24 protein-coding genes and 1 pseudogene are annotated in these 16,592 nt (G+C 34.6%); 4 read left to right on the forward strand and 21 right to left on the reverse strand.

Translation table 11 applies throughout. The features are described 5' to 3' along the window. Window positions 1-19 precede the first annotated feature (19 nt). From SB773_RS05560 to gcvT, 11 genes are all read right to left on the reverse strand, one after another. Window positions 20-613, reverse strand: coding sequence for an ABC-2 transporter permease (locus tag SB773_RS05560; protein WP_410588929.1), 594 nt, complete (start codon window positions 611-613; stop codon window positions 20-22). 13 nt (window positions 614-626) lie between these two features. Continuing rightward, a complete protein-coding gene (locus SB773_RS05565) occupies window positions 627-1,250 on the reverse strand; it encodes an ABC-2 transporter permease (RefSeq protein ID WP_410588931.1) in 624 nt (207 codons plus the stop codon). Between the two features lie 31 nt (window positions 1,251-1,281). Continuing rightward, window positions 1,282-1,914, reverse strand: coding sequence for an ABC-2 transporter permease (locus SB773_RS05570; RefSeq protein WP_410588933.1), 633 nt, complete (start codon window positions 1,912-1,914; stop codon window positions 1,282-1,284). A 14-nt stretch (window positions 1,915-1,928) separates the two neighbouring features. Continuing rightward, window positions 1,929-2,597 (reverse strand): ABC-2 transporter permease, encoded by a 669-nt coding sequence (locus tag SB773_RS05575; protein ID WP_410588935.1) that lies wholly within the window; start codon window positions 2,595-2,597, stop codon window positions 1,929-1,931. Then, window positions 2,578-3,450 (reverse strand): ABC transporter ATP-binding protein, encoded by an 873-nt coding sequence (locus SB773_RS05580; RefSeq protein WP_131246346.1) that lies wholly within the window; start codon window positions 3,448-3,450, stop codon window positions 2,578-2,580. The genes SB773_RS05575 and SB773_RS05580 overlap by 20 nt, the downstream gene beginning before the upstream one ends. 3 nt (window positions 3,451-3,453) lie before the next feature. Further along, on the reverse strand, window positions 3,454-3,828 hold the full coding sequence (locus SB773_RS05585; RefSeq protein WP_002015024.1) for a GntR family transcriptional regulator: 375 nt from the start codon (window positions 3,826-3,828) through the stop codon (window positions 3,454-3,456). A gap of 116 nt (window positions 3,829-3,944) precedes the next feature. Continuing rightward, complete coding sequence (locus tag SB773_RS05590) at window positions 3,945-4,136, reverse strand: hypothetical protein (protein ID WP_002088608.1); 192 nt, start codon at window positions 4,134-4,136, stop codon at window positions 3,945-3,947. Window positions 4,137-4,206: 70 nt separating this feature from the next. Further along, the gene (locus tag SB773_RS05595; protein ID WP_000262495.1) at window positions 4,207-4,410 is read right to left on the reverse strand and encodes a DUF3929 family protein; all 204 of its coding nucleotides are present in this window, start codon (window positions 4,408-4,410) and stop codon (window positions 4,207-4,209) included. 286 nt (window positions 4,411-4,696) lie between these two features. After that, complete coding sequence (gene gcvPB, locus SB773_RS05600) at window positions 4,697-6,172, reverse strand: aminomethyl-transferring glycine dehydrogenase subunit 2 (protein ID WP_410588938.1); 1,476 nt, start codon at window positions 6,170-6,172, stop codon at window positions 4,697-4,699. After that, window positions 6,169-7,512, reverse strand: a complete 1,344-nt coding sequence (gcvPA, locus tag SB773_RS05605; protein WP_002034012.1) for an aminomethyl-transferring glycine dehydrogenase subunit 1 — start codon at window positions 7,510-7,512, stop codon at window positions 6,169-6,171. The genes gcvPB and gcvPA overlap by 4 nt, the downstream gene beginning before the upstream one ends. Before the next feature lie 20 nt (window positions 7,513-7,532). Continuing rightward, a complete protein-coding gene (gene gcvT, locus SB773_RS05610; protein WP_002034013.1) occupies window positions 7,533-8,633 on the reverse strand; it encodes a glycine cleavage system aminomethyltransferase GcvT in 1,101 nt (366 codons plus the stop codon). A 391-nt stretch (window positions 8,634-9,024) separates the two neighbouring features. Between gcvT and SB773_RS05615 the strand changes: the two genes are divergently transcribed. Beyond that, window positions 9,025-10,707 (forward strand): DEAD/DEAH box helicase, encoded by a 1,683-nt coding sequence (locus SB773_RS05615; protein WP_002015016.1) that lies wholly within the window; start codon window positions 9,025-9,027, stop codon window positions 10,705-10,707. Then, the gene (locus SB773_RS05620) at window positions 10,694-11,488 is read left to right on the forward strand and encodes a YqhG family protein (RefSeq protein WP_002088611.1); all 795 of its coding nucleotides are present in this window, start codon (window positions 10,694-10,696) and stop codon (window positions 11,486-11,488) included. Before SB773_RS05615 ends, SB773_RS05620 begins: the two co-directional genes overlap by 14 nt. A gap of 49 nt (window positions 11,489-11,537) precedes the next feature. Here the strand turns inward: SB773_RS05620 and SB773_RS05625 are convergent, their stop codons facing one another. Continuing rightward, window positions 11,538-11,669: a hypothetical protein gene (locus SB773_RS05625; RefSeq protein ID WP_002088613.1), complete on the reverse strand. Its 132-nt coding sequence runs from the start codon at window positions 11,667-11,669 to the stop codon at window positions 11,538-11,540. 99 nt (window positions 11,670-11,768) lie between these two features. After that, window positions 11,769-11,996: a hypothetical protein gene (locus SB773_RS05630; protein ID WP_000032698.1), complete on the reverse strand. Its 228-nt coding sequence runs from the start codon at window positions 11,994-11,996 to the stop codon at window positions 11,769-11,771. A 71-nt stretch (window positions 11,997-12,067) separates the two neighbouring features. On the opposite strand from SB773_RS05630, the pseudogene SB773_RS05635 reads away from it, so the two are divergent. Both SB773_RS05635 and SB773_RS05640 read left to right on the forward strand, forming a co-directional pair. Next, a pseudogene (locus SB773_RS05635) lies at window positions 12,068-12,185 on the forward strand (GTP pyrophosphokinase). A gap of 128 nt (window positions 12,186-12,313) precedes the next feature. Next, complete coding sequence (locus tag SB773_RS05640) at window positions 12,314-12,949, forward strand: VC0807 family protein (RefSeq protein ID WP_002015010.1); 636 nt, start codon at window positions 12,314-12,316, stop codon at window positions 12,947-12,949. A gap of 66 nt (window positions 12,950-13,015) precedes the next feature. On the opposite strand, the gene SB773_RS05645 is transcribed toward SB773_RS05640, so the two are convergent. From SB773_RS05645 to comGC, 8 genes are all read right to left on the reverse strand, one after another. Next, window positions 13,016-13,216 (reverse strand): YqzE family protein, encoded by a 201-nt coding sequence (locus SB773_RS05645; RefSeq protein WP_002015009.1) that lies wholly within the window; start codon window positions 13,214-13,216, stop codon window positions 13,016-13,018. A 38-nt stretch (window positions 13,217-13,254) separates the two neighbouring features. Continuing rightward, on the reverse strand, window positions 13,255-13,752 hold the full coding sequence (locus tag SB773_RS05650) for a shikimate kinase (protein WP_002129082.1): 498 nt from the start codon (window positions 13,750-13,752) through the stop codon (window positions 13,255-13,257). Window positions 13,753-13,903: 151 nt separating this feature from the next. Continuing rightward, window positions 13,904-14,554 (reverse strand): 2OG-Fe(II) oxygenase, encoded by a 651-nt coding sequence (locus SB773_RS05655; protein ID WP_002131210.1) that lies wholly within the window; start codon window positions 14,552-14,554, stop codon window positions 13,904-13,906. A gap of 174 nt (window positions 14,555-14,728) precedes the next feature. Next, a complete protein-coding gene (gene comGG, locus SB773_RS05660; RefSeq protein WP_410588943.1) occupies window positions 14,729-15,100 on the reverse strand; it encodes a competence type IV pilus minor pilin ComGG in 372 nt (123 codons plus the stop codon). After that, window positions 15,097-15,558: a competence type IV pilus minor pilin ComGF gene (gene comGF / locus SB773_RS05665; protein WP_044442604.1), complete on the reverse strand. Its 462-nt coding sequence runs from the start codon at window positions 15,556-15,558 to the stop codon at window positions 15,097-15,099. Before comGF ends, comGG begins: the two co-directional genes overlap by 4 nt. Beyond that, complete coding sequence (locus SB773_RS05670; RefSeq protein WP_410589090.1) at window positions 15,542-15,838, reverse strand: type II secretion system protein; 297 nt, start codon at window positions 15,836-15,838, stop codon at window positions 15,542-15,544. The genes comGF and SB773_RS05670 overlap by 17 nt, the downstream gene beginning before the upstream one ends. Continuing rightward, window positions 15,831-16,286 carry a competence type IV pilus minor pilin ComGD gene (gene comGD, locus SB773_RS05675; RefSeq protein WP_002129089.1) on the reverse strand — a complete coding sequence of 152 codons (456 nt, stop codon included), beginning with the start codon at window positions 16,284-16,286 and terminating at the stop codon, window positions 15,831-15,833. Before comGD ends, SB773_RS05670 begins: the two co-directional genes overlap by 8 nt. Continuing rightward, window positions 16,283-16,582: a competence type IV pilus major pilin ComGC gene (gene comGC / locus SB773_RS05680; RefSeq protein ID WP_002088623.1), complete on the reverse strand. Its 300-nt coding sequence runs from the start codon at window positions 16,580-16,582 to the stop codon at window positions 16,283-16,285. The genes comGD and comGC overlap by 4 nt, the downstream gene beginning before the upstream one ends. Between the last annotated feature and the right edge of the window lie 10 nt (window positions 16,583-16,592).

Here is a 16,592-nt window from a genome sequence, read left to right on the forward strand (position 1 = left end):
GCCTTTTATGAGGCACCTTTTAAAATTCTCTTTTTTCATATACTTTTACTGAAACGAATGCAGATACTATGAACATGCAAATTGAACTAACGAATAACACGCTGTTGTATAGTTGAATTTGTTCCAGGTTGATTTCAAAGAACATAGTACCAATTGCTGTCGGTGCTATTAGTATGAAAAGCGTAATAAAAGAAGCTTTTTTATAGCCAAACCAAAACAATATCGGTAAAACAATGCTTAAATATATAAAAACAAAGCCAGAAATCGTAATTACTGTTGTCGTTATAAATTCAAAAGTTCCATCTTCAAATCGATTGATTACTACAGGACTAGACACTATCATACTTATAATAAAAATAATAAGTGCCATTATGTATTTAGCTAACACAATTTGCTTTCTCGCTAGCGGTAAACTACTTACTATTACTTCACTATTATATTTTTTATCGTCATTAAATGTTTTTAAAATTGCTATTACTGGAATTATAGCTGACATAATCATGTAAAAACTTTTAATATCTATTAATGTCATATACAAGAAAAGAGGATACATTAAGTGCCATATTAAATACTTCCACTGCATGATAAAGTCTTTTATTATAAGCTGCTTCACAATCGCTCCCTCCTTATAAATCACGCTCATTGTACAAATGCATTGAGAAAAACATAGACATAGCATATAAAAGAAGCAGCCCAGCTATAAAACAAACATTTACGACTAGACTCGTGCTCCAGGCATTCTCTATATCTAACCACACTTTACTTACAATCAGTCCACTTAAATACCCCAACGCAAGTCCGGCGAACGGAGCAATTTGTTTTGCACTGCTATATCCTACTGAGAATTCAATCGGAAGTACAATTATGCTACAAACAAGCCCACCTGTTATACCTCCGAGAATTTCTCCCCACAGCATAAATCCAGTTATATGTTCATTTTGTAACTGGATTAAACAAACTACAAGTGAGAAAATCCCACCTAAAGCAACTAAAATACTTACAAATATGTATTTGGCTATGACAATATCTTTACGCTCAAACGGTAAACTATTTACTATTATTTCACTTTTATTTTTTCCCTCATAACTCATTGACAGTACCATACCAAGAAAAGGTATAGATACACTAATCGTCATAAGGAAACTATCACTACGAAAATCAACAATAGCAAGGAAAAACAAACATATAAGATAAACAAACCCTAACTTTCTTTGCAACACTATATCTTTTAAGACTAATTGCTTGATCATGTTTTACCCTCCTAATATGAAAATGTCCCTTCTATAACTCTGCCTCCTGAAACATTTTCATTGAGAGAAACATTGATATGACTATACTTACTAACACTCCGATACCAAGAACACTCATTGCTAGTGTAGCCTCTTGAGAGTGGAGTACTTTTAACATAATTGTTTTATCACCAAAAATATTGCACATAAGACCAATCATACCCATTAAAGGAAATAGCATAATCACATTCAAGACAGTAATAGCTTTATATCCCCCAATGTAATTAGCAGGTATCGTTACTACACAATAAATTAAAGTTGCTACTATTGCTGAAAACACTGCATATCCAGGCATAACTATATCCCCGTCCAACAAAATATTTTTTAATATTACGACTATAAAAGTTGCACTCAAACCAACCATAATAAATACTGTGCTTGAAATATATTTAGCTATAACTATCTCTTGTCTTGTTATAGGCAAGCTCACTAATACTTTTTCTGCTTTACTTTTCTCGTCATAATAAAAAGAAATATATATAATCGTACTACATGTTATAAATAATCCTATTGCAATCCCCATCGGGTCGACGGAATTCTTAAAAACAGATAAAATGGGTATTAAAAAATAGAAAGGAAACATCTTCTTCTGTAAGAAAAACTCCTTCAAAATCAACTGTTGCATCTGAATTCTCCTCTCTATAAATCACGCGCTTCATAAATTTTGATCGTAAGAAACATAGAAGCTATATAAATACTAACTAATGTAATGAATCCAACTATAAATACACCAATATGCATAGGATTCATAATCCACTCAAGGAATGAAGGTGTTGTTTCATTCAGCCCATCACTGATAAATATCCAAAGTATACCCCCAACTATTATTGACGCTGCTGCTATTATACTTATTACCGCCTTCGATTTTGTAACATAATAAATAGGGAAAAAGGTGACCATCCAAAATACGGCGTAAACAATTCCATTTATTACTTCATACCATGAAATCTCAATATAAAGTTTAGGATAGTATGCACCGATATCACCAATAACAGCGATACCTCTTATAAGAAAAACAACTAGCATAGTGGAAACCATGCCCCCTACAATGAATATTGCACAGGAAATATATCTAGCAATTATGATATCCTTTCTGCTTAACGGTAAACTATTCATAATAATGTCACTTGTATTTCGTTCATCTATTACGACTAATATCATAACTGCGGAAAGAGTTATAAATAAACAACTCATAGGAAACAGCATTCCATCACCGGGTTCAAATAAAAAGAATATAAAGGGTATAGTAAGATACACTGGCCATATCCCCCGAAAAAAGAACAAATCTTTATAGATGAGCTGACGCATAGGCACCTCTCCCTTTCGCAGTGTAAACGATAATATCATCTAATGTAGGATTTTCTAATACAACCTCATTTCCAAACCAATCGATAATTGCTTGTTTATCCTCTGCTAAACCTTCGAAACCAAATTTATTTTTTCGTAATCCAACAAATAGTTCTTTTCCTTCTCGATCTAATAAGTCATTACTGCCCTTTACGATTACGTAGTTCTCCATTAATTCGTCTTTCTCACCAGTAAATATAATTTCTCCATCATTGATGAACGTAATATAATCTGCAATACGTTCTAAGTCTGTCGTAATGTGCGTTGAGAATAATACAGATACTTCATCTTCCATTACTATTTCTTGCAATATATCAAGCAATTCACTTCGAACAACTGGGTCCAATCCTGCTGTCGGTTCATCCATAATGATAAACTCCGCGTGATGTGAAAGTGCAATGGCAATCGCAAATTTCATTTTCATCCCTTTTGAGAGTTCTTTAATTTTTTTATACTTCGGAACTTGTAATCTGTGCATATACGATTTGTATTGCTCTTCGTCCCACTTTTTATATAATGGTGCAATAATACGCTTCATTTGTTCACACGTTAAATCTTCGTAATAATGATTTTCATCATATACAAAACCAATATTTTGTTTTATTTCCTTTTCGGCTTTCTTATTGTCCTTGCCAAAAACTTTTATATCGCCGCTATCTTTTCTAATTAAATTCATAATCATTTTGATTGTCGTACTTTTCCCGGCTCCATTTGGTCCAACAAATCCCATAATATATCCTCGTGGTAATGTAAAACTTACATTTTTCACTGCAAAATCTTGATAACTTTTACAAACGTTTTTTAGCTCTAACATCCCTTATTCCCCCTCATATAAACACGCAATCATCTGCTGTAAATCTTCAAGTGAAAGCTGCAACGCTTTACTTTCATTTACAACCTCTTCCACTTTACTTTCCAACAAACGAAGCCTTTGTTCTTTTAGTAGTTCATTATTTTTACGTGAAACATAAGTCCCTTTCCCAGCAACAGTTTCTATATATCCTTCTTTTTCAAGCTCCTCGTACGCACGCTTCGTTGTAATTACACTAATCTGTAATTCCTTCGCTAAGCTACGAATAGACGGTAATTGGTCTCCACCCTTTAAACCACCATTTAAAATAAGCTGGCTTAATTGTTTTCTTATTTGTACATAAATAGGGTCTTGGGAAGAATTCGAAATAATAATATTCATGTTTTCCTCCAGTGTGTATATACTGTACATACCTTATATACACAGTATATACACACCATCCTATTTTTGGCAAGAAAAAAAGACCAACATTTTCCTGTTGGTCTTTCGTATATGTATCACTTTTCAAAGCGATCTAACATTTCGTCTCTCATTCCGAAACTAACAACCGCAATTCCTACATACATAAAAAGAAGGAATGCTGGATGAACTGTATTGTACCAGCTGCTATCAACAATTAAATAAATCGTTAACGCCACAACAAGAACAAACGCTAAAATAAACATATAAAAGTGTCTTGTATTACCCATGATAAACTCCTCTCTTCTCTCTTCACCATTCAACAGTATATTGTATCGAATAATTCGATATGACTCAAGGTTAACTTTCTGTTATGTAATCAAGTTCTACCTTTACAATGTCCTCACACGCTATTGAAATGATTGTTCCTTGTTTATCAATCGCTGTCACTTCTCTATTATCCATTACACGGTGCGCTACTCTTTCTAACACTTTCCCTTGGTCTCGGTAACAAAATTCTTTTACATCTTTAATTGTTTCTCCATTTTCTAAATGGTATACCATTCTATAACATCGATATCCCACGCTTCCACCCCCGTCTTGCTCGTTTTTTCACATATACATAAAAATGAGTAATTTCTACCTCATCACATCTTCTTAATTTCAATAAAATTCTAACAAAAATAAATACTTTTATCAAACCGACTTTTTCAACAAAAACACCTATAAAACCGCATCTTTACAGCAATATAAAACAAAAAATATAAATTTTTAACATTTTTTTCATTCTATCCGCACCAATGTTGCAAAAAAAAAAGAACCCGCATGTAGCGAGTTCTTTTTTTTCCAATCACACTTGTACAGGTGCTAGCTTTTCATAACGTAAAACTGGTTTACGAGCAGCCAATGTTTCATCTAAACGTTTTATTACTGTTGTATGTGGTGCTTCTTGTACAACTTCTGGATTTTCTTCTACCTCTTTAGCAATTTGAATCATCTTATCAATGAAACCATCTAATGTTTCTTTTGATTCTGTTTCTGTTGGCTCAATCATAATACATTCTTCCACATTTAATGGGAAGTAAATTGTTGGTGGATGGTAACCGAAATCAAGCAGACGTTTTGCAATATCTAATGTACGTACACCAAGTTTCTTTTGACGACGACCTGATAATACAAATTCATGCTTGCAATGTCTATCGAACGGAAGATCATAGAATGGTGCTAATCTTCTCATCATATAGTTCGCATTTAATACAGCATACTCAGTTACTGCACGCAAGCCATCTGGGCCCATAGAACGAATATATGTGTATGCACGAACGTTAATTCCGAAGTTACCATAGAATGGTTTCACACGCCCAATTGCTTCTGGACGATCATAGTTAAAGTGATAGCCATTTTCCGTTTTCTCTAAAATCGGTTTTGGTAAGTACGGAATTAAATCAGCTTTCACACCTACTGGACCAGAACCTGGGCCACCGCCGCCATGCGGACCTGTAAATGTTTTATGAAGATTTAAATGCACAACGTCAAATCCCATATCTCCTGGGCGTGCTTGGTTTAATACCGCATTTAAGTTTGCACCATCATAGTATAATTTACCGCCTGCGTTATGGACGATTTCTGCCATTTCTAAAATATTTTCTTCGAATAGGCCTAATGTATTTGGATTTGTTAACATAAGTGCTGCTGTTTCTTCGTTTACAACACGTTTTAAATCATCTAAGTCAACAAGACCATGTTCATTTGATTTCACCGTAATTGTTTCAAAACCAGCTACTGTTGCAGACGCCGGGTTTGTTCCGTGAGCAGAGTCAGGAACAATTACTTTCGTACGGTTAAAGTCACCGTTCGCTTCATGATATGCACGAATCAACATTAATCCTGTCCATTCTCCGTGTGCACCAGCTGCTGGTTGTAACGTAACAGTATCCATACCTGTAATTTCAATTAAATGTTCTTGTAAGTCATACATTAATTCCATTGCACCTTGCACTGTTTTTTCATCTTGAAGTGGATGAATATTTGCAAAGCCTGCGAAACGAGCTACGTTTTCATTAATTTTCGGATTATATTTCATCGTACAAGACCCAAGTGGATAGAATCCAGAATCCACACCGTGGTTACGGTTTGAAAGCGCTGTGTAATGGCGCATAATATCAAGTTCAGATACTTCTGGAAGCTCTGCATCTTCTACTCGAATATAATCACTCTCAAACACATCTTCTAATTTTACTTCTTCTACATCTAATTTGGGTAAGCTATATCCTACGCGTCCTTCTTTAGTCACTTCAAAAATAAGTGCTTGGTCTTGGTTCTTCATTGGATAGCCCCCATTTCGTTTACAAGTGTGTCAATTTCCTCTTTTGTACGAAGCTCTGTTACCGCTACAAGCATATGGTCTTCATGCTCTTTATAATCACGGCCTAGGTCGTAACCACCGATAATATTCTTTTGTATTAATACATCATTTATTTCTTTAACTGGACGTTTACAATCTACAACAAATTCATTAAAGAATGGTCCAGCGAACGTTACTGTGAAACCTTTCGCTTCAAATTGGCGTTTTGCATATTGTGCTTTAGAAATGTTTTGACGTGCCATTTCTTTTACACCTTGTTTGCCAAGTGCCGTCATTGCAACAGAAGCTGCTAATGCATTTAACGCTTGGTTTGAACAAATGTTAGACGTCGCTTTATCACGACGAATATGCTGTTCACGTGCTTGTAACGTTAATACAAATCCACGTTTACCATCTGAATCTACAGTTTGTCCGACAAGACGTCCTGGAATTTTACGCATAAATGCTTTCGTTGTTGCAAAGTAACCACAGTGCGGTCCACCAAACTGCGTTGGGATACCGAATGGTTGTGCATCACCGATTACAACATCAGCACCGAATTTTCCTGGCGGTGTTAATGCGCCTAATGATAATGGATTTGAAGAAACGATAAATAATGATTTTTGTTGATGAACGATTTTTTCGATATCAGCTAACTTTTCCACTTGTCCGAAGAAGTTTGGATATTGAACGATTACACAAGCAACTGTATCATCTACTTCACTTTGTAATACTTCTAAATCTGTTACACCGTTTTTATGATCAATTTCAACAACTTCAAGATTTTGACCTTTTGCATATGTTTCAAGTACCGCTCTTGATTCTGGATGAACTGCCTTAGATACAAGAATTTTCTTTTTGCGAGTATGACCAGCTGCTAGCATTGCCGCTTCAGCTAAAGCTGTACCTCCGTCATACATAGAAGAGTTTGCTACATCCATTCCTGTTAATTCACAAATCATTGTTTGGAATTCAAAAATTGCTTGTAATTCCCCTTGTGAAATTTCTGGTTGGTATGGTGTGTATGCTGTATAAAACTCTGAACGAGAAATAACATGATCAACAATTACTGGAGCGTAATGATCGTATACACCTGCTCCTAAGAAAGAAGCATATTCTTTTAAGTTCGCATTTTTGCTAGCCATTTGAGATAGCTCTTTTAAAAGCTCTGGCTCTGATTTTGCTTCTTTAATTTTTAAATCCCCTTTAAAACGAACACTCTCTGGAATATCAGAGAATAACTCATCAATCGTTTGAACGCCGATTGTTTGTAACATTTCTTTTTTGTCTTCTTCTGTCATTGGAAGATAACGATGCAACATGAAATCTACCCCTCTCCCCGTTACTTTGAACGTTTATAAAATGGTGTTGGAACAACTACTGCTTTGACGCGTTTATTACGAATTTCAATTTCTACTTCTGTATCAACTGCTGCGTATTTTACATCAATTAGTGCTAAACCAATGCTTTTCTTTAACGTTGGAGATTGTGTACCACTCGTTACTTCCCCGATTTTTTCTTCTCCTATAAATACAGGGTAATGCGTACGAGGAATACCGCGTTCGATTACTTCGATGCCGACTAATTTACGAGATGCACCGTTTTCTTTTTGCTCTTTTAACGTTTCTTTTCCAAAGAAATCTGCTTCTTTATTTGGTTTTACCGCAAAGCCAATTCCCGCTTCAATCGGTGTAATATCTTTTGATAACTCTTGTCCGTATAACGGAAGTGTTGCTTCGAAGCGAAGTGTATCACGAGCACCTAAGCCACATGGTTTTAAGCCCTCTTCTGCTCCCACTTCAAGAAGTTTCTCCCAAAGTTTTGCTGCATCTTCACTCTTACAGTAAATTTCGAATCCATCTTCACCTGTGTAACCTGTACGAGATACAAGTGCAGGAATTCCATCTACAAGAATATTATTTTTAAATTTAAAGAACTTAATTTCTTTTAAATCTTCTGACACAACTTTTTGTAAAATGCCTTCTGCTTTTGGTCCTTGAATTGCAAGCTGCGCAACTTCACTAGAAACATTGACTACTTTCGCATCGCCAATTACATGGCTAGCTAACCATTCGTAATCTTTCTCGATATTTGATGCATTGATTACTAATAAATAGTCTTCTTCACCACGTTTGTAGATTAATAAGTCATCTACTGTGCCACCATTTTCATAGCACATAGCTGTATATTGTGCGCCCCCTACCTTTAAGGTAGATACGTCATTTGTAACAACACGTTGTAAAAATGCTAAACTATCTACACCTTTTACCTCTACTTCTCCCATATGAGATACATCGAACAAACCTGCTCCTGTACGTACAGCTTCATGTTCCTCTTTAATGCTTGAAAATTGAACTGGTAATTCCCAACCACCGAAGTCGACTGTTTTCCCACCATACTTCGCGTATACATCAAATAACGGTGTACGTTGTAATGTAATCATGCTCTTTCCCCCTTATGCTCTGACAAATCAATAAAAGTTGCTTCCCATATCTAAACATTTTCATTCTGAAAAGATAAGGTTATACGGAATCTCAGTATATTTTTTTATGAAAGCGTAAATAAAAAGTTACTTTCTTGGATAAAATACGAAAGATTCCACACATTTCACACCATTATCCTAACATTATTCGCTATATTTCATCAATATTCTAGCATAAAAAATAATTTAGAATTTTTCATTCTTAATCTTATTAAATACAAATTTTGAAATTTAGCCCTTTATCATTGCCTATTCTTTAACTTTTAGTAATTGTGATAGCGCCTTATTACGAGGCTTATAATAAAGATTTTTTAAATAATCACTTTAGTTTATAAAAGGTGGGAGAGTCTTAATGAATGTCGATATTTCCGTAGATCGAACGTGGCAAAACAATTTTTTAAAAAGAATTGATGAAGATGGTCCTTGGACAAATTGGGATTTATATCATTTAGCTTATAAAACAGAGAAATCGTTACTCGTCCCTACTTTTGATGGATTGCAAGCACCGAAACATTTATCACATTTCACGCCGCTTCCACATCAATTAGAGGTCGCTCAAAATGTCATTGAACAAATGAATGGTAAAGCGATTCTAGCAGATGAAGTTGGACTTGGAAAAACGATTGAAGCTGGACTTATTTTGAAAGAATATATGGTTCGAGGACTTGTAAAAAAGGTACTCATTCTCGTTCCAGCTTCTCTCGTATCTCAGTGGGCGTATGAACTAAACACAAAATTTTTTATTCCTGCGGTCGCTCAAAAGAAAAGTTATTCTTGGGAACAAGCTGATGTCATCGTTTCATCAATCGATACTGCGAAACGTTCACCGCATCGCGATATCGTTTTAAACCTAGAGTATGACCTTATTATTATCGATGAAGCACATAAACTAAAAAATAATAAAACAAAAAACTATGAATTTGCACAGCGATTAAAAAAGAAGTTTTGTTTATTACTAACTGCAACTCCTGTTCAAAATAAAATCGATGAAATCTTCAACCTCGTTTCTTTATTAAAACCAGGTCATTTAGGCAATCAATCTAATTTTGAAGAATATTACGCTTCCAAAAATCGTTCCACTGAATCCGATGAAGATTTAAAAGCTCTTATCAATAAAGTAATGGTTCGAAATAGACGCAATAACACTGGCATTGATTGGCCGAAGAGGCATGTACGAACAATCTTCGTTGAATTCAATGAAGAAGAACAAGCTTTGTATAATGAAATTGAAAATTGGCGTGGACAAGATGCCGTCACATCTGCTTTCTCATCCTTAACTTTAAAACGGGAAGCATGTAGTAGTCGTGAAGCTGTTTACTATTCATTAAAAAAACATGTAGAAAAAAGACAGAAAGAAAATGAGCACTACATAAAGGACCCACATATTGATGTGCTGATGGACAAAATTAATCATATTCCGTTCAACTCCAAAGCAAATAAAGCACTAGAGCTTATAAAAGAAGTTGACGATAAAGTCATTATCTTCACTGAATATAGAGCTTCACAAATGTATTTACAATGGTTCTTACAACAACATGGCATTTCCTCTGTTCCATTTCGCGGTGGATTTAAGCGCGGGAAGAAAGATTGGATGAAGGAGCTTTTCCAAAATCATGCCCAAGTATTAATTGCGACCGAAGCTGGTGGTGAAGGAATTAACTTACAATTTTGTAGCCATATGATTAATTACGACTTACCGTGGAATCCAATGCGACTCGAGCAAAGGATTGGACGTATTCACCGTCTTGGACAAAAAAATGATGTTCATATTTATAACTTAGCAACAAAGCACACTGTTGAAGAGCACATTTTAAAACTACTATATGAAAAAATTAATTTATTTGAACGTGTAATCGGTGAACTCGATGAAATTTTAACGAGAATCAACATGAAAAATATTGATGCGCATATTCAAGAAATTTTCGCGCAGTCAAAAAGCGAAGGTGAAATTCGAATCAAGATGGAAAATTTAACATCTATTATCGATTTTGCGAAGCGCAATGAAGCAGAGGTGCAGGACTATGCAGCAAAATGAAATTCATAATTACTTATATAACTTTTTTGAGGCGAATAACTGCGAAATTTTAGAACGTTCCCCTCACCTATTAGACGTGCAGTTAACAATTGAAATGGATAAATTATTAATGAACCGCCCTTTCTATTGGCACTATCTTGAAAAAACAGGAGGCGTTCCGAACCCGATGCGCCTTACTCTTATTACAAATCCAGAAAACGAAGAAAACGACGGTGAACTTATTCATTACGGTTCACCCCGTTTGCATCAAATATTTGAAACAACAAAAGAACTAGGTTCATACATACGTTTATATGAGGAAGTGAAACATAGCGGGGCAACTCATACCCCCCTTCATCCTTGGCTTGGTGTAAATATAAAAGTATCTTATCAATGCGACCGAAAAAAAGACATACTTCATTCCATCGGTATTCATCTTATTTCCGGGACAATGATTGCAAACTTTCACGACACTTTAGCAGAGATCAAACTCACACCGAAAATACCTGACTTTTGTTTTACCCTCTCACCTATCATTAAGCCACAAAGTGGCTTACAACGTATAGAGGATGCTTTAAAAAGTATAATCGCTGAAGATGACCACACGTGGGCAAAAGAAGCGAGAGTGCGTTGGAATCACGATTTAGACCTTTTAAATCGATTTTACGAAGATAGCGATGAACTTCCAGAAAGCTATGAAATTGAAAAGCAAGCATTACAAGAACAATACGAACCACGCATTACAATACAAATTATAAACGGTGGTCTCTTTTATGTTACCGCAAATCATTTTCTATCTTAAAGAAAGCTCCTTCAGATTGAAGGAGCTTCTTTTAAGATATGTTCCCAGCCTATTCTCTATCTTCATTACGCTCTTGCTGTTTTTTCTCTGTCATACGTTTCTGATATGCACGATCCTTTGCACTTACATGGTTTGCATCAGTTGGAAGATTCTCTTTTGAACGACCAATTCCATTACTCATCTTTTTCGCCTCCTTTTTGCATGTTTCAAAATGCATCTTTATTTTCAGCTAGAGGCACAATCCTTATACAAAAAAAGTAAGAGCAGCCAGTAGCTGCTCTTACTCATTCACGTATTTTTGAAACATATCATGGATGCCTTGATTTACGAGGTTCGAGATCTGTTCGTCAGATTTATTCGGATAACGATCACGTAATCTGATAGATGCCTTCACCATTAAATTTTCTAATACAGAACGGCCACCTTCTCCATAAATAATTTCAGCATACTTAACCAGTCTTCCATCCTCTAATGTTGCTGGATTATGATTGAAGAAAAATTTACTCATTGTCTCCACCTCTCTTTTGATAACGTTTACATTTATATAGATTATTTATGTTATTTATTTCACAATATTGTATGCATGTATATTTAATTAGTTTCATTATAAAGTAACATATCAATAGTAAATATGTGATTTTCCATCCATTTTGTGAACAAATCAAAAAATGAAAGCGTTTCCTTTATTATATACTAAAAAAACTTACTACGCTAGGGACAATTTTTTTAATCTACTAATCATCTACTTTTCTTTTTTTTATTAAACCTTATACAATTTTCAGAAATTATATTATAAAATATATGTATGACTTAAGGAGGATTTGTATGAATCAAAATAAAAAAGCTATATTAGATCTTGTCTTTTATCTCGTATTCCCATTCCTCATTTGGAAATTTGCAAAACCTTATATCGATCCTTATTACGCAATGTTAATTTCCTCTGTTCCGGGGATTATTTATACACTGTATACCTTTAAAAAAGAAAAACAGTTTAACGTTACAGGGTTCTTTATTTTAATTACACTCATTTCTAATACAACGGTAGACTTAATATCTGGATCAGCGGAACGAATGCTATGGAATGATGCATATTATCATATCGTACTTGGCTGCATCGTTATATGTACAATCTTTATAAAAAAACCACTTATGTTATATTTCGCAGCGGATATTTCAGCACTGCAAGGTCATGATCGTGATAAAAGTCGTGAGCTTTATCGTGATAGTCGTATATATCCAGCACTGCAATATTTAACACTATTTTTCGGCCTTCAATTTATATTAAAAAGCTTCTTGAAAATCTATTTCATCTCTGTTTTCGGTGTAGATGGATATGGTGAAATGAGAGCTATTATGACCGCTGTTGGCTGGGGTATTTCTATTTGCATCGGAATAGGGTTTGTATGGGTAAATAATAAGATACATGCGGTTACTGAAGAAAAAGAATCTGTGCAACAATAAATAAAGATCCCCTAGCAGCTTATTGCACTAAGGGATCTTTATTTTGCCAGACATATTACGAAAAAGTTAGCTTGATTTTTTTCTTTTATTTTTTACATTTCGATAAAACAAAGCAGCGCTCAGTGGCATAACACCAAACCATTTATTTAAGAATGGCTCTTTCTCCGCACGACGTTGTTGTTTCTGTTGTTTTCGATCCTCTTTTGGAGCATCCATATATGACACAAATTGCTGTGTCACAAAGCGTACATAATCATTAGTAGACATATTATCATCACCTCTACTTGATTAGTATGTCCACTTTTTTATTCATTAATCTTTTGCTTTAATTCATTCATAATTTGCTTTACCGACTTATTTGTCGTATCGATATGAATATCAGCCTCTTCATAATAAGCTCGGCGCGATTCAAATTTCGTTATAAATGCATCTATATCTTTCTTCTGAAATAGTGGACGTGTCGTATCTTCACGAAGCCTTTCTGCAATTACATGTGGATCGCAATATAAATACACAACAGTTCCATTTTCCTTCATCCACTTTCGATTTTCCGCTCGTTCAATAATCCCTCCACCCGTTGTAATAATTACATTCTGAACCGGTAGTGAACGTAACATTTCACTTTCATATTCCCGAAAAGCCATTTCGCCTTCTTCGGCAAAAATATCACGAATTGCCTTCTCTTGCTTCTCTTCAATTTTTTGGTCTGTATCTACAACATCCATATGAAGTTCTTTACTTAACACTTTTCCAATTGTTGTTTTCCCGGCTCCCATATAGCCAGTTATGTATATAGATTTCATTTTTGTTCCTCTCAATCATCCGTTATTATTTGTTATTATAACGAAAGATGTTACTTTATTTAATAAAAAAACGTTTTGTTCTTCTTATGCTATGAAGAACAAAACGTAACATACTCACTATTTTCTCGTAATCAAACAAGCTGGCTCACTTTTACTTATAAGTACCTCTTCTCACCCACTGCGTTGCAATCCATTTCTCGCCCTTCGTAACAGGTGCCCCTCCATGTAACGTAAGCTCATTTAGTGATTGATCTTGATAAAAGTACTCAAAGTATACTGCCATTCCCTTTCTAGGGTGTACAGAAAGATTTAATTTCGGAAAGAATGTTTCTCCGCCTTCTTCTACATCATTTAAGTACATCACAAGAGTACTTATACGATTATTAGCAGCTGATCTACTATGTTCCGCAAAATAATCATAGTGCGCTTTATATTCTTGATCTACTTCATAATTTAAAATGTGCAATCCTTCTCCATGCGCTACAGGAACATTCGTGATAGATGAAATTCGTTTTTCAATCTTCGAAGTTAGTTCATTCTCTTCCAAAAATGCACCACTACTCGTTCGAATATCATTTACATCACGTGATGAACCAACTTTAGAACGTTCCATCTTACTTTTAGACAATTCAATTAATTCATCGCACTCTTCATCACTTAATACATTTGCTAATACGACAATAAGAGGTTCTTCGAATTTTGAAATAATTTGTATTTCTCTATCCTCTGTCATAATCGTATTTCCTTTATGATCAAAAATAGTTTGTTCCTTATTTTCACCTATTTGATTGTTATTTGTCATTTCCTTATCTCCCTAGAAAAAAATGATTGGATAGCATGAATATATCATATTCTTTCTACCTTTCTCTTTTTTGAGAAAATTTAAACTTTTGACCATTATTCTTATCCCTTTCCTCAAAGAAATTGACTCCCTCCACAATAGAAACTCATGGTTCTTCTCCATATATTTTACATATTATCCTTCTACCCAATCAAATATTTTATTATCCTTTTCCCTATACCGAAAGCTTACTGTATAGAAAACTCTCTGTTTTGTAACACATTGCAACGAAATGATAATAACATCATTTTCAAAGACGTACTTTCCACTCACTTCTCCTCTTTCATACTGAAATAAAAAAACATCCTCTTTTTCTTTTTGCTGTAACTCTCTTTTTATATCTGAAATAGCGCGATCAACAAGTTCCTCCATGAAAAAACTTTGTTCTATTTCAGAATAAAATTTTTTATCCGAAAGTAACATATCCGTTTCGTACATCAAAAAAGAAATGAATAAAATAAGAAAAATAATTGTTCCTGGCATTGCAAATCCATCTTGTTTTCTCATGTTTCTATCTCAATTTCACTATAGCGCACAGCCACGCCTTCATATATTTCACCACTTATATCTTTCACATATATATATAACAAATGAGGTGTTAATTTATACGAAATCGCTTCAATCCTTTGTAATATAAATTCCCTTCCGCGCATATTTACTTTTCTTATTAAATTACTATTCAACTTTTCATACGTCACCTGATCACCATTACGAAGTTGGAGGCGTAAAATACTCCCACCGTTTTCTAGCTCTATCTTCCTCCCACTTGATACTTCACGAAACTCTAATTGCATTTGTCCTAAAAATACATCCCACTCCCAGTCATTTAATCCTTTTGAATGTGTATTTTCTATCCCCATAATATGAAGACGCGGTAAAAGTAAAAAGAACATTGATAAAATCAACAAACATGCAATCATTTCTATTAATGTAAATCCCGCTTCTTTTTTATTTTTCCTTTGCATAAAGGCATTGCTCCATCGCTTTTCCTCTCCTATCTTTCCACATCGTACAAACTTCATCTCCTCTCCAATATGTGTAATATACAATTCCTTTTACGACTTGCTCTTTTACTCGCTTTTCCTCATTCTCATACTTAAATAAGGCCGCTTCTTTTTTTAATAATATTAATGCTTTATAGCTCATTTTTATATTTTTTCTTTCTTGCATAATTAATAATGTTTGCGGGAGCAATAACGATGCCGCCATCATTATTAAACTTAACGCTACAACCATTTCAACCATTACTGATCCTTTTTGACACTTCACGATACGTAAATCTCCCTCTTCCAAGCTGAAATACAATCTCATATTTATACCCTCGATAGGAAAGTAAAATCGTACCACCCCTATTAATATTCCCGCTCGGATTATATGTCATTGGATTTGGAAAGGTATGCAAATCCATTTGGACATCTTTATCATATTCTCTCTTAACAATTAAAAGGTCTGTCTCCGATTCCGAAATATAATACATCTGTTTCCCTTTAAACCAGCGTAACGTATAATGTTGTTGACGCTTAATCGCCAACTGCTGCATATACAAAATATCATTTGAAAACTGTTTCAAAAACTGCTCAACTTTTTGTTTTTCATGTAATGAAGTAACGTTAAAATGCGTAACAACACTCAGTACAGAAATAGCAAATAAGACAAGTAACATTTCTAAAAGAGTAAAACCTTTTTGCTTCACGATTTCCCAGCTGATACCGTACCATCATCGGAAATATGGATTGGTTCACCTTTCGGGCAAGTTTTTGAAGTAATATACTTTCCTGTTTCAAGTTCCTCTATTGATGGAATCTTATTATGTTGCAAGTGATATGCTTGTATTTGTGCTTCTATAGATTTCACATAGGCTGCACATCCTTTTCCTTGGACGGATGAGCGCTGTGTAACTACATTTGGAATAATTAATAGTAATAATACAGTTATGACAACCATAACTAATAACATTTCTAAAAGAGTAAAGCCCTCCTCATTCTGCATGTAAATGCCC

This window comes from Bacillus sp. SIMBA_074 (genome assembly GCF_046534555.1).
GTDB lineage: Bacteria > Bacillota > Bacilli > Bacillales > Bacillaceae_G > Bacillus_A > Bacillus_A mycoides.